Here is a 12,323-nt window from a genome sequence, read left to right on the forward strand (position 1 = left end):
GCTCAACCATCAACGGCAAGTCGATGATTCAGCTGCGATGCCGGCGCCGCACCGCTGTACCGAGGGCAGGACGGGTACCGACCGGCCCTCGACCGTGACGGTGACGGGATCGCCTGTGAGGGTGGCGGTGCGCGCTCGTCGCCGACGCCGCGCGTGCAGCCGACACCGAAGCCCACACCGCGACCACGTGCTCAGCCCAAGAAGAAGGCACCCAAGTCGACACCGAGTCCGTGGAGCTGGGGGTCGGTCGAGCTCTTCCCCTAGCGAGCCCCGCTATGGCGAACTCTGCTGCCGGAGGACGGAGACATCGCCCGCCGGTGTGATCTCGCCGGTAGCAAGAGTTCTCGGTTCCGCGAACAACGGGGCGATGAGATTGCCGATGAACTCGGCGATGTGATCGGCGTCGGACTTCCGATGCAGTCCGTGGGTGACCGCGAAGACCGCACCCTCGAGCAGGGTGATCAAGCGATCGGCATCGGCTCGGGGGTCGGTGCTGCCGCGTCCGGTCATGAGCGCGATTGCGGCATCGGTCGAGAAGAGACATCGTGCGAGGATGTCGCCGGTCTCCGTGGGCAGCGCTGCATCGAGTAGCAGCGCCTGGCGGGCGAGTGCATCGGTTCGTCGTTCGGTGAGCAGCGTCGTCATGTAGTCCCGGATCACCCGGTCGGGTGAGGCGTCACCGATGGCGAGATCGCGTTCGAATGCTGCGCGAGATCGGATCAGAAGCCGATCCGCGGTCGCTGCGATGAGATCTTCCCGCGTCCGAAAGTAGTACGACGTCGACCCCTTCGGTAGATCGAGGTGACGGTCCACTGCCAGGTGGGTGATCGCATGAGTTCCTCCGGCGGCTGCCAGTTCGAGGGCGGCGTCGGTGATGAGCTGTCGGCGGTCGGGGCGAGGCACAGTTCACAGGATAGCCGAGCTCTACGATGATAGAGTCACGCTATGCGCTGGTCACTCAGATCGCAGGCGACGCCGCGACCACTGTCCGCTGAGGGCTTCGTGGCGGCGGCGGATCGGGACGGGTTGACGCTCGACGACTCGCAATGGCGGGTCGTGGATTCGCTTGTGGGGCTGTCGAATGTGTACCTGACCGGGGCGGCGGGTCGTGGTAAGACGTGGTTGCTGGATGCTCTGGTGGGGCTGCAGCCGCCGCGGTCGGTGCTTCGGCTGCATTGGCACGAGTTCGTTCGTGATCTGCACCTGCTCATCCGGGATCGAGGTGGCCTCGCCGCCGCGCTTGATCATCTACTCGTCGGACGAAGCATGGTGTGCTTCGACGAACTCCTGGTGGACGACCGGGCCGACGGCATCTTCTTGCATGCGCTGATCGATCGGATGATCCGGCGAAACATCCGCTTCGTCATCACGTCGAATGTTCCGCCGAAAGGGCAGATGCCGTCGCCGCTCCTTCACCCGACCTTCTTGCCGACGATCGAGCTGCTCGAGAACCATTGCCGTGTGGTCGAACTCGATGGCGGAGTCGACTATCGAGATGGCGCCAGCCACGATGCCGGGTTCTCCTCGGGTCGGTGGGTCGTCATCGAACGTGAACGTCCGGCGGCGTGTGCGGTGGAGATCGATGGCCGGCGGATTCGGGTGTGGGAGAGCGGGTCAGGGCATCTCGGTGTCGGATTCGACGAGATATGTGGACGTCCGCTGGGGGCGTCGGACTACCTGGCATTGGCGCGCCGCCATGCCACCTGGACGATCAGCGGTGTCCGTTCACTTGCCGCGGCGGGGCCCGAACCTGCCCGACGATTCGTGTACCTCATCGATGTGCTCTACGACCATGACGTGCCGACGACGATCGAGAGCCCGGTACCCCGAGACATGTTCGAGGTCGGTGCCGACATGGCCGGCCGAGCGCGTCTCCTGAGCCGGCTCTCGGCACTGCGAAGCTGACCGGCGGATTCTGATTGCTTTCCTGCGTCGGGATTCTCGTACGTCGCTGCCCTCGCGGTCGCGAGTCCGACCGACGGACGGACGTACCCGGGGGCACCCCACGGGTGAACCAGAACCCCCAGGGTGAACAGCTTTCACAACTTATCCACAAATACTGTTCGGCTTGCCAATTCATCGGTGAGTCGCCTATATGTGGCACTACTGACGATTCTGTGGGTACCCAACGGTGCGCCTAAAGCACGCAACGCCCTGTCTCCCATAATGTTTGGTTTGCGAAGACTAAACAGAAGGAGCAAGGCGTTGCGCACGACCACTGTACTGCAGAAGCTACTGGGAGTCGAGCACCTGACGGTGCTCGATGTGGAGTTTGTCGACAATGTCGGCACGTCGGGAGTAGTGGTGACGGTCCGGGCCCACGCCCAGACGCGATCTCGATGTCCTCGATGTCATAAGCGTTGTCCTGGATACGATCAGAGCAATCAGCCACGACGTTGGCGCCATCTCGACCTCGGTGGCTGGCGCTGCTATCTGCAAGCCTCGGTACGACGAGTACGGTGTCCTGAACACGGTGTGCTCACCGAAGAAGTGCCCTGGGCCAGGCCTGGGGCCAAGGTGACCAGGGCGTTCGACGACACTGCCGCGTGGTTGACCGCGCATTGTCCGGCAACGGCGGTGTGCGAGTATCTCCGCGTGTCATGGCGGACTGTGACCCGGAGCGTCGAACGCGTCGTCACTGACTACGTCGGAACTATCGACCGCCTGGATAACCTGCGGCGCATCGGTATTGATGAGATCGCCTACCGCAAAGGTCACCGATACCTGACCGTGATCGTCGATCATGACTCCGGCCGGCTGGTATGGGCGCGAGAGGGGGCCAGGAAGGAGACCCTGCACACCTTCTTCGATGAGCTCGGGGAGCAACGCACCGCGCAGTTGACCCATGTCAGCGCTGACGCCGCCAAATACATAGCGGTGGTCGTCGCCGAGCGCGCCCCAGACGCTATCTGGTGCATGGACCCGTTTCATGTGGTCCAGTGGGCGACAAAAGCTTTGGACCGAACCCGGCAACGAGTCATGCATCGGATCACGGGCCTGAGTAAAGTTGAGCGACGGAATCTGCGGTGGGCGATGCTGAAGAATCCAGAGAACCTGACCGATACCCAGTTGCATCTGCAGCACAAAGTCGTTTCTCGGGCAAACGATGAGTTGGCCCGCGCCTATCAACTCAAAGAGCAACTGCGGTATGTATTCCACGGCAAGCACAACGACCCCTGGCGGGCGATCGGGCGGTGGATCATCTGTGCTCGAGAGAGCGGGATCATCGAGATGCGCGGACTCGCCACCAGCGTCGAGGCGCAGAAGACTCAGATTGACAACTCGATCGTGAGTGACGTGTCGAACGCGCGGGTGGAAGCCACCAACACGCACCTTCGTGCAATCACGAAACGCGCATACGGATTTCATACACCCGAAGCCCTTATCGCGATGTCGACACTCACGCGGGGAGGTGCGTGTCCTACTCTCCCGCAGCGTAATTGACCCACAGAAAGATCAATAGAGCCCTATATGTTCGCTATAGTGGAACGCATGCAGGGGGAGCTGGAGACCATTCTCGACGCACTCATCGATTGTCGTTTCGACGACGATCCGACCGGGCCGGTCGTGTTCACGGACATGCAGACACTGGTCACCATCAGGAATGTCGTCGACGCGTTGACCGCGGCCGGAGCCGGGCATCTTGATCGGCTGGGGGTTGCGCAACGGCACGGGCACAAACCGATCGCGTTGTTGATCGAGATGGGGTACGCACCGTCGGTGGCTGCGCGGATGCAGCGGATCGGTACCTCGGCGGTGGTGGAACGGACGTCGAAACATGCTGCTGACGGGGCGATCTCGGGTGAACATGTGGATGCGATCGTGCGCGGGTTGAACCAGATCGGCTTGCGTGCCGGGGAGGCTCCGGATGCAGAGACCTGGGCCGAGTTCGAAGGCGACTTGTTGGCGCAGGTGTTGTCCGGTGCGAAGCCTGCTGAGGTGATGGCACGGGCACACCAGTTGGGGGACCATCACTCGTCGGATACCGAGGGTGGACGCCCGGCGAAAGAGGACCGCAATCTGAATGCCCTGGATATCGGGCGGACCGATGATGGGCGGGTCGCTGTCTCGGGGAGTCTGGATGTTGTTGTCGGGGAGAAGTTGGCGACGGCGATCGAGAAGCTGTCGGCGCCGGTCCCGCAGCCGGATGGTTCGAAGGATCCGCGTGAAGCGCCTCGACGTCGGGCTGACGCCCTGGAGTTGGTGTTGGATATGGCGGCTGGTGCGGGGGATCGGTCGGTGACCGCTTTACCGTCGGCGTTGATCACCCTGTCGGTCCCTGCGGATACACCCGACAAGGCGGCGTTGGCGTTTGGTGGGTCGATCACCCACAGCACCTTGTTGGAAACGAGCTGTGACGGTGTGGTGGTGATGACGATCGTCGACGGTGAGCGGGTGCCGCTGGATATGGGGCGGTCGAAACGGTTGTTCACCGCTTCGCAGCGGCGGGCGTTGTTCGAGCGGGATCGGTGTTGTATCAAGTGTGGTGCCCCGGCATCTCGGACTCAGGCTCATCACATCGAGCATTGGTCGGAGGGTGGTGCCACCGACCTTGCCAATGGGTGCTTGTTGTGTTCGTCGTGTCATGCCGACGTGCATCACAACGGGTGGGATGTGTATATGGGGCCGGATGCTCATCCGTGGTTGATTCCGCCTGAGGTGGTGGATCGGCGTCGTCGGCCGATTCCGGCGTATAACAGGCGGTTTGCTGATGAGTTGCCGAATGCTGCCTGAGTTGTGATTGAGCTTGTGTTCTTTGAGAACTTCATAGAGATAGTGGTGTGTCGGAACCTCCGCCGCCAGTGGATGATTGAGCCGGGCCTTCTACGATGATTGAGCCGGGACCGAGCGGAGCGAGGACCCGTGTCGAAATCTCCGTAGCGTGCGTTGGGTGGTGACCACCTCGGAGGTGGGCGCGTTGGCGACGTCGGCTGTCTGAGGTTTCGACACGACTTGTCGCTTCGCTCCTCGTCGGCTCAACCATCCACGGCGAGTTGCTGATTGAGCGAGAATACCCTGTTGGTGATTGAGCCGGGACCGAGCGGAGCGAGGACCCGTGTCGAAATCTCTGCAGCGTACGTCGGGTGGTGAGCGCCTCGGAGGTGGGCGCGTTGGCGACGTCGGCTGTCTGAGGTTTCGACACGACTTGTCGCTTCGCTCCTCGTCGGCTCAACCATCCACGGCGAGTTGCTGATTGAGCGAGAATACCCTGTTGGTGATTGAGCCGGGACCGAGCGGAGCGAGGACACGTGTCGAAATCTCTGCAGCGTACGTCGGGTGATGAGCGCCTCGGAGGTGGGCGCGTCAGTAGCTCGGCCGGCGGAGGTTTCGACACGCCTCGTCGCTTCGCTCCTCGTCGGCTCAACCATCAACGACGAGTTGCTGATTGAACTTAGTCCGGGGTGTTTGGGTTGGCGACATCGGCTGTCTGAGGTTTCGACACGTCTCGTCGCTTCGCTCCTCGTCGGCCCAACCATCAACGGGGATTTGCTGATTGAGCCGGGACCGAGCATCGCGAGGACACGTGTCGAAATCTCCGCAGCGTACGTCGGGTGGTGACCACCTCGAAAGCGGTCACGTCAGCAACTCGGCCGACGGAGGTTTCGACACGACTCGGTGACGTTCAACCGGCAGACGGTGTTCCGTGTCGTGGGCACTCAGCCGAGTGAACCGAGTGTCTTCAGTCGTTCATGTGTCCGGGTCATGATCGACTGGATCAGCTCGTCGCAACTCGGCAGGTCGTCGATCATGCCGACCACCTGCCCTGATGCAAGCACCCCGGCACGGGTGTCACCTTCGACGAGTCCGGCGCGCAACAGCATCGGGGTGTTGCCGGCCATGATGATCTGCTGCCAGGTGCGTTCCCCGGACTTGCGCATGGCACGCCCGTCTCGCAGCATCGTCGTCCACTTCATGCCGGTCAACTGCTTGAACTCGTTGGCATTGCGGGCCGCGGCCACCAGGGCTTTGGCGGGGCTACCGCTCTCGAGGGCCTCCACCAGCGGGGTCTTGAGCACGCGGTGCGGCATGCCGTCGACCTTCACCGACACGACGGTGTCGTTCAGACTGCGCGCAAGGTACTCCTGCTTGACCGCATCCGGCACCGCCGAGTCCGACGTCAACAGGAATCGGGTCCCCATCGCGACGCCTTCTGCGCCATAGGCCAGCGCAGCGGCAAGGCCCCGACCGTCGAAGAATCCACCCGCCGCCACCACGGGCATATCCGAACCCGCGGCGGCCAGCGCGTCGAGCACCGACGGCAACAGCAGGGTGGTGGCGACCGGACCGGTATGACCGCCGCCCTCACCGCCCTGCACGATCACCGCGTCGGCACCCCACGATGCCACCTTGACCGCATGCTTGGCCGCACCGATCGACGGAACCACCACCACACCATGGTCTTTGAGCTTGGCGATCAGCTCCTTCTTGGGGGCCAAGGCGAACGACGCCACCTTGACACCCTCGCGGATCAACAGGTCGATCCGTTGGGGTGCATCGGTGGCATCGGCGCGGATGTTGACGCCGAAGGGCTTGTCGGTCAACGACTTGGTCTTGGCGATCGCGGCCTCGAGTTCGCCATAGGTCATCGTCGCCGAGGCCAGGATGCCCAGACCGCCCGCATTGGAGGTGGCCGAGGTCAGCGACGGCCCCGACACCCAACCCATGCCGGTCTGCACCACCGGATACTCGATGCCGACCAGATCGGTGAACCGGGTCGACAGGGCCGCAGCCCGTCCCTGTGCGGTCATTTCACTTCTCGATTCCGAACACCCTTGGGATCGAGCACATCCCGGATCAGCGCCAGTTCGGACTCCGACGGGATGCGGCTGACCGGCGCGTCGGCGAGACCGGCCACCTCGAAGGACGTGTTCTCGGCGACCTCGTCGGCACCGACCCCCGGATGCAACGACACTGCCCGCATGGTGTGGTCGGGACCGCCGAAGTCGAAGACGCCGAGATTGGTGATGACCCGGTGGATGTCGAGATCGTCGAATGCCGGATTGTCGGGATCGACCTTGTCGTAACCGATTCCGGACACGATGTCGACGGTGTCACAGAACACTCGGGACGAATGCCGTCCCACCCAATAGCTGGTCGGATGGTTGATCGTGTTACCGGGCGCGCCACGCACACCGAACATCTGGCGGGTCGGCTGCTGCAGCGGACCGAATGCCGACAGGTTCTGGTTGCCGTGGCGATCGATCTGATTGGCGCCCATCACCACATGGCGACGACCCGACGCGACGACGTCGAACACCTTGGAGAACGGCATCCAGCCCTCGATCGGACCGGTCTTGCCGATCGCCGGGGTGTCGGCCAGGATCAGCGCCTCACCGTCGGTGATCAGCAGGTCCTGCTCGAAGGTCAGGCGCGCCAGCCGCGCACCCAGAAGGGGGACCGGTGCCATCGGCGAGGCCATGATCTCGCCTGCGCCACGGAATATCTCGGCGCATGCGACAACACAGATCTCGGCGCGGGTGACATCCGCGGGGGCTTCGGTGGTGGTCACTTCGCTGCCTCCTCCTGCTCGGCACGCCATGCGGCGACCTCGCGCTGATATGTCGGTTCGTCCACCTCGAGGAACCGTTGCGAGAACGCCTGCCACGTCTGCGGGTCCTTCGCCGACTCCACATAGAACCGCTGGAACGCCTCGTCCCGGGCGTAGTCCGCAGTGGGGTTCGGCCCGGTTTCGGTCGCAGTACCTGCGAAGGTGAAATGCGCACCGTTCGGTGTGTGCACCACGCGGTCGACGTTCATCCGATTGAGCAGAAGGCGCTGTGTGGGTACCGATTTCACCAGGACCTCGGTGGAGACCAACTGATCGGTCTCGAGGTAGCGGCGATCGGCGGCGGCGCAGTAGAGATCGTCGAAGTACGGGTCGACACCGGTGTAGGCGGCATTGCCGCGGTTGTCGGCGAGATCGAGATGGACGAATGCCGCGTCGAGCTTCAGCGCCGGCATCGCGATCAGCGTCTGGGTGCGGCCGTCGGCGTCCGGGTAGGGGGAGGTGACGGTCTTGAGCTCACCCTCCCAGAACGTCAGGACGTCGGAGCCCAGTCCGGCGCGGATCGGCTGGAACGGCAGACGTGCGGCGGCGGCCTGCAGGCCGGCCTTGATCATCCCCTCGTCCATCTCACGGGCCTCGATCGCGCCGGAGGTGCGTGCGGTGGCGAACCACGGATCGTAGAAGGGAGCGGAGTCGAGTGAGACGAAGCCGTAGTAGGCGCGGCGGACCTTGCCTGCCGCGCAGAGCAATCCGAGGTCGGGTCCGCCGTAGGTCACCACGGTCAGGTCGGTCACCTCGGAGCGGGCCAGTGCGCGGACCAGGGCCATCGGCTTGCGCCGTGATCCCCAGCCGCCGATGCCGATGGTCATGCCGTCCCGCAGCTCGCCGATGACCTCGTCGAGGGTGCTGGTCTTGTCGGTCGGTGTGGCGCCCATGTCAGCCACGTCCCCCTGTCTTGAGTGCCTTGCTGTTGGTCAGTGCGCGGCCGGTCGCGACGAACTCGTCCCGGTGCTCGTCGGCGACGCCGCTGAGGTTGAGCTCGAACGTGTAGCCCTGTTCGAGGCGGTAGCTGGCCTTCACGTCCACCGGATCGATGTGGTTGATCGCCGACTTCGCCGCCCGGATCACCCGGGTGTCCTTGGCTGCGATCGTCTCGGCGACCTCGGTGGCCGCGGCGTCGAGCTCGCCGGCCGGCACCACCCGGTAGACCGAACCGAAGTGCAGCAGTTGCTCGGCGGTGACGTTCTGCGCGGTGTAGTAAAGGGTGCGCATCATGTGCTGCGGCACCAGACGTGCGAGATGCGTCGCGGCACCGAGTGCTCCACGATCGACCTCGGGCAGGCCGAACACCGCACCCTCGGTCGCCACGATCACGTCGGCATTGCCGACCAGACCGATACCGCCGCCGACGCAGAACCCGTTGACCGCGACGATCACCGGGACCGCACAGTCATAGACCGCACTGAACGCGGCCGCACAGCCGTGGTTCGCGGCGATCAGGGCGTCGAAACCCTCGGTGGCCTGCATTTCCTTGATGTCGACGCCCGCATTGAATCCGCGGCCCTCGGCGCGCAACACCACCGCGTGGGTGGTGGGGTCGTCACCGGCCGAGGTGATCACCTCGGCCAGTTCGAACCAGGCCGCCGACGGCAGGGCGTTCACCGGCGGGAAGTCGACGGTGACCGTGACAACCCCCGTGTCGGTGCGTGAGGTGGTGATCGGCACGCGTGCTCCTCTCGGCTGTACTCGCCGAACGTCGGGTACGGAAACGTCCGGGAAACCAACCAAGCAATTGCTTGGTTCTTTGGTAGGGTAGCACCCATGAAGACATCGGCACAGGTACCCGCGAATGCGGATCCCGACCATCGCGGACCGGACCTGGGACTCGAGGGAAAGATCGTCCTCGTGACCGGCGGGGCACGCGGCGTGGGTCTCGGGATCATGCGCGTGCTCTCCGAATTCGGTGCGGTGCCGATCGCCTGCGCCCGTCATGCAGGTGACGCACTGTCGACGGTGTCCCGCGCGCGGTTCATCGCCTGCGATGTCCGCGACGAGGAGGCGGTCACCGCGATGATGGGGTCGATCGTCGCCGACCACGGTCGTCTCGACGGCGTGGTCAACAATGCCGGCGGTTCACCGTTCGCCCTGGCCGCCGAGGCCTCGCCCCGTTTCGCGAGCAAGATCGTCGAACTCAATCTGCTCGCACCGCTGCTCGTCGCACGGGCCGCCCATGCGGTGATGGTGCACCAGGGCGGGGGCGGTGCGATCGTCAACGTGTCCAGCGTGAGCGGTCACCGACCGTCGCCCGGGACCGGCGCCTACGGTGCGGCCAAGGCCGGCCTAGACAACCTCACCGGCACCCTCGCCGTGGAGTGGGCGCCGCGCGTGCGGGTCAACAGTGTGGTGGCCGGGCCGGTGGAAACCGAACTGGCACACCTGCATTACGGTGACGCCGCGGGTATCGCGGCGGTCGACGCCACCATCCCGATGGGCCGAATGGCCCGACCGGCCGACATCGGTGCCGCCGTGGCGTTCTTCCTGTCGCCACTGGCCGCCTACATCACCGGCAGCACCCTCACCGTTCACGGCGGCGGTGAGAAGCCCGCGTTCCTCAGCGCGGCCAATGCCGGAAACGACGCCTGACACCGGATCACTCCGGACCATCTGAAAGGGAGAACAACTGTGGGTGAGAGTGCCTTGAACACCGACCGCGTGGTGATCGTGACCGGAGCCGGTCAGGGAATCGGCCGGGCGCATGCACTGGCCTTCGCCGCCGACGGCGCCCGGGTCGTGGTCAACGACTACGTCGCCGACGCCGCGAACGGCGTGGCCGGCGAGATCCGTTCGGCCGGAGGGCAAGCCGTGGCCGCACCCGGCGACGTCGCCGACTGGGACACCGCCGCCTCGATCGTGGCCACCGCGGTCGAGCAGTTCGGTGCCCTCGACATCCTGGTCAACAACGCCGGATTCGTGCGCGACCGCATGCTGGTGTCGATGTCGGAGGACGAGTGGGATGCGGTGGTGCGGGTGCACCTGAAGGGGCACTTCGTGATGCTGCGGCATGCCGCCGAGTACTGGCGCGCGCAGGCCAAGGTGGGTGCCCCGCGTCAGGCGCGCGTGATCAACACGTCATCCGGCGCCGGACTGTACGGCTCTGTCGGACAGGGTAATTACGCGGCGGCCAAGGCCGGGATCGCGGAGCTGACCGTGCAGGCCGCCGCCGAGATGGGCGGCTACGGCGTCACCGCCAATGCCATCGCGCCCGCCGCCCGTACCCAGATGACCATGGGTGCCGGGGAGGCGATGGCGGCGCAGATGGCCGCCCCCGCCGACGGTTCCTTCGACGCGATGGACCCGGCCAACGTATCGCCGCTGGTGGTGTGGCTGGCCTCGCCGGAGGCCGCCGGCGTCACCGGCCGGGTGTTCGAGGTCGAGGGCGGAAAGGTCTCGGTGAGCGACGGCTGGCAGCGTAGTGTCGAACGCGACAAGGGATCTCGCTGGGAACCGGCCGAACTCGGCCCGGTGATCGAGGAGATCCTCGCCAAGGCGCCGGTCCCGATGCCGGTGTACGGGGCCCGCTGAGCATCTCGTGTGCTCCGGGACCGTGGACCCGGGACCGCAGATGAAGAAGAGTGGTGGATGAGCGATTCCGTCGATGACCGGCGCAGTGCGGCGGCCAAGGCCTACATCGATGCACTGGTGACCCACGACCCCTCGTCGGTGTCGCTGCATCCCGCCTGTACGCGTGTGGAATTCGGGATCAAGACCGGCCGCAACGGCGACCACATCGCACGCAGCCTCGCACGCGGACCGCAGTTCAGGGTCATCCACGCGATCGGTGACCTCACCACCGAGGTCGCCGGCCACACCGTCACCACTCGATACTGGGTTCACGTGCGGCCCAAGTTCGTCGGGCTCACCGCCCCGGTCTCGGAAACGTTCGTGGTGGACGACGAAGGCCGAATCCGCACCATCGTGGCGAGATTCGGCCTTCCTCGTCGGCGTCTCTGACCGAGTCGGACCACGTGGTCGGCTAGGCGCCGGGGGTGCGCACCACCATCGGGACGCCGGGGAAGTACGCGGCCATCTCCGACCGTGACTTGCGCAGGGCGGCGGTGCCGTAGCCGTGCTTGCGGCGTTCCGGGTGGATCCAGATGCGGACGTCGACCTCCCCGGACTTCAGCTCACCGAACACGATGCCCACCTTGGCCTCACCCTCGGTGGCCACCAGCCAAACGGCCTCTTCGCTCTCGACGCGGTCGCTGCCCTTGGCGATCTCCTCGCTGACCGCGGAGGCCGGGGCGCCCGACCCGTCGCCGGCCAGGCCGAGTTCCTCGGTGCGCACGGTGAACAGGTCGGCGTCGTCGGACGGGGAGAAGGGCCGCAGGTCGATGGTGTCGCCGCTGCTCGCGGGCCGTTCGGCGAGGGTGAAGGTGAGCTCGGTGTTGAGATCGTCGAGCTCGGCCTGGTTCTTGCGCCGCTGGTCCTTGGTCAGCTGGTCGAGCTTCATGCCCAGGATCGCCTCGACCCCGAGGTGCGACTTGTCGAGGAGGGTGGTCAGCGCCGCGACGGCGGCGTCGTGGTCGTCGGCGTCGACGATGACGTCGAGCACCTCGTGGCGCCGTTCGAGGGCGGTCAGCAGTGCGTCGGTGATGTCGCGTCGTGTGGTCGTTTGATCAAGATCGGTCATGTCGTCGATGGTAGAGAGCTACTCACGGGTACGACATGGAACGTGTTCTAGTTGTTCGGGTTGGCCATGTGGCATCCAAATTGCCCTGTCAATGATGTGGTGTCGGCAACACACTTCCCCAAAAAT

General features: G+C 65.0%; 12 protein-coding genes and 1 pseudogene. 7 read left to right on the forward strand and 6 right to left on the reverse strand.

The genetic code is table 11. The features are described 5' to 3' along the window. Positions 1–51: 51 nt before the first annotated feature. Positions 52–264: pseudogene (locus Q9K23_RS16655) on the forward strand (excalibur calcium-binding domain-containing protein); the annotation flags it as partial. 9 nt (positions 265–273) lie between these two features. Here Q9K23_RS16655 and Q9K23_RS16660 read toward each other — a convergent pair. Next, on the reverse strand, positions 274–903 hold the full coding sequence (locus tag Q9K23_RS16660; protein WP_053776703.1) for a TetR family transcriptional regulator: 630 nt from the start codon (positions 901–903) through the stop codon (positions 274–276). Between the two features lie 42 nt (positions 904–945). On the opposite strand from Q9K23_RS16660, the gene zapE reads away from it, so the two are divergent. The 3 genes from zapE to Q9K23_RS16675 all read left to right on the forward strand — a co-directional run bounded on the left by zapE (position 946) and on the right by Q9K23_RS16675 (position 4,734). Next, positions 946–1,905, forward strand: coding sequence for a cell division protein ZapE (gene zapE, locus Q9K23_RS16665; protein WP_053776704.1), 960 nt, complete (start codon positions 946–948; stop codon positions 1,903–1,905). Positions 1,906–2,166: 261 nt separating this feature from the next. Continuing rightward, positions 2,167–3,444 (forward strand): ISL3 family transposase, encoded by a 1,278-nt coding sequence (locus Q9K23_RS16670; protein ID WP_305950552.1) that lies wholly within the window; start codon positions 2,167–2,169, stop codon positions 3,442–3,444. A 48-nt stretch (positions 3,445–3,492) separates the two neighbouring features. Beyond that, positions 3,493–4,734, forward strand: coding sequence for an HNH endonuclease signature motif containing protein (locus tag Q9K23_RS16675; protein ID WP_261977645.1), 1,242 nt, complete (start codon positions 3,493–3,495; stop codon positions 4,732–4,734). A 923-nt stretch (positions 4,735–5,657) separates the two neighbouring features. On the opposite strand, the gene Q9K23_RS16680 is transcribed toward Q9K23_RS16675, so the two are convergent. Genes Q9K23_RS16680 through Q9K23_RS16695 form a run of 4 tightly spaced genes read right to left on the reverse strand, consistent with a single transcriptional unit; the run spans position 5,658 to position 9,232 of the window. Next, positions 5,658–6,749 (reverse strand): nitronate monooxygenase, encoded by a 1,092-nt coding sequence (locus Q9K23_RS16680; protein WP_053776176.1) that lies wholly within the window; start codon positions 6,747–6,749, stop codon positions 5,658–5,660. Continuing rightward, positions 6,746–7,510: a putative 3-oxoadipate CoA-transferase gene (locus Q9K23_RS16685; protein WP_020792458.1), complete on the reverse strand. Its 765-nt coding sequence runs from the start codon at positions 7,508–7,510 to the stop codon at positions 6,746–6,748. Before Q9K23_RS16685 ends, Q9K23_RS16680 begins: the two co-directional genes overlap by 4 nt. Beyond that, on the reverse strand, positions 7,507–8,442 hold the full coding sequence (locus tag Q9K23_RS16690; RefSeq protein ID WP_020792457.1) for a CoA-transferase: 936 nt from the start codon (positions 8,440–8,442) through the stop codon (positions 7,507–7,509). The genes Q9K23_RS16685 and Q9K23_RS16690 overlap by 4 nt, the downstream gene beginning before the upstream one ends. A gap of 1 nt (position 8,443) precedes the next feature. Then, entirely contained in the window at positions 8,444–9,232 is a 789-nt protein-coding gene (locus tag Q9K23_RS16695; protein WP_020792459.1) for an enoyl-CoA hydratase family protein, read from the reverse strand. Positions 9,233–9,328: 96 nt separating this feature from the next. Between Q9K23_RS16695 and Q9K23_RS16700 the strand changes: the two genes are divergently transcribed. From Q9K23_RS16700 to Q9K23_RS16710, 3 genes are read left to right on the forward strand one after another with little or no spacing between them, the layout of a single operon-like run. Continuing rightward, positions 9,329–10,150 carry an SDR family oxidoreductase gene (locus Q9K23_RS16700; protein ID WP_053776178.1) on the forward strand — a complete coding sequence of 274 codons (822 nt, stop codon included), beginning with the start codon at positions 9,329–9,331 and terminating at the stop codon, positions 10,148–10,150. 39 nt (positions 10,151–10,189) lie between these two features. Continuing rightward, entirely contained in the window at positions 10,190–11,089 is a 900-nt protein-coding gene (locus tag Q9K23_RS16705) for an SDR family oxidoreductase (RefSeq protein WP_053776179.1), read from the forward strand. A 57-nt stretch (positions 11,090–11,146) separates the two neighbouring features. Then, the gene (locus tag Q9K23_RS16710; RefSeq protein WP_020792460.1) at positions 11,147–11,518 is read left to right on the forward strand and encodes a hypothetical protein; all 372 of its coding nucleotides are present in this window, start codon (positions 11,147–11,149) and stop codon (positions 11,516–11,518) included. A gap of 22 nt (positions 11,519–11,540) precedes the next feature. On the opposite strand, the gene Q9K23_RS16715 is transcribed toward Q9K23_RS16710, so the two are convergent. Next, positions 11,541–12,197 carry a hypothetical protein gene (locus Q9K23_RS16715; protein ID WP_020792454.1) on the reverse strand — a complete coding sequence of 219 codons (657 nt, stop codon included), beginning with the start codon at positions 12,195–12,197 and terminating at the stop codon, positions 11,541–11,543. Positions 12,198–12,323 lie beyond the last annotated feature (126 nt).

It is taken from the genome of Gordonia sp. NB41Y, from assembly GCF_030718915.1.
GTDB classification, from domain to species: domain Bacteria; phylum Actinomycetota; class Actinomycetes; order Mycobacteriales; family Mycobacteriaceae; genus Gordonia; species Gordonia desulfuricans.

Bases quoted from the DNA above. Each gene is read 5' to 3' on its own strand.
- zapE (WP_053776704.1), top strand. From the start codon at position 946: ATGCGCTGGTCACTCAGATCGCAGGCGACGCCGCGACCACTGTCCGCT.
- Q9K23_RS16670 (WP_305950552.1), top strand. From the start codon at position 2,167: ATGTTTGGTTTGCGAAGACTAAACAGAAGGAGCAAGGCGTTGCGCACG.
- Q9K23_RS16675 (WP_261977645.1), top strand. From the start codon at position 3,493: ATGCAGGGGGAGCTGGAGACCATTCTCGACGCACTCATCGATTGTCGT.
- Q9K23_RS16680 (WP_053776176.1), bottom strand. From the start codon at position 6,749: ATGACCGCACAGGGACGGGCTGCGGCCCTGTCGACCCGGTTCACCGAT.
- Q9K23_RS16690 (WP_020792457.1), bottom strand. From the start codon at position 8,442: ATGGGCGCCACACCGACCGACAAGACCAGCACCCTCGACGAGGTCATC.
- Q9K23_RS16700 (WP_053776178.1), top strand. From the start codon at position 9,329: ATGAAGACATCGGCACAGGTACCCGCGAATGCGGATCCCGACCATCGC.
- Q9K23_RS16710 (WP_020792460.1), top strand. From the start codon at position 11,147: ATGAGCGATTCCGTCGATGACCGGCGCAGTGCGGCGGCCAAGGCCTAC.
- Q9K23_RS16715 (WP_020792454.1), bottom strand. From the start codon at position 12,197: ATGACCGATCTTGATCAAACGACCACACGACGCGACATCACCGACGCA.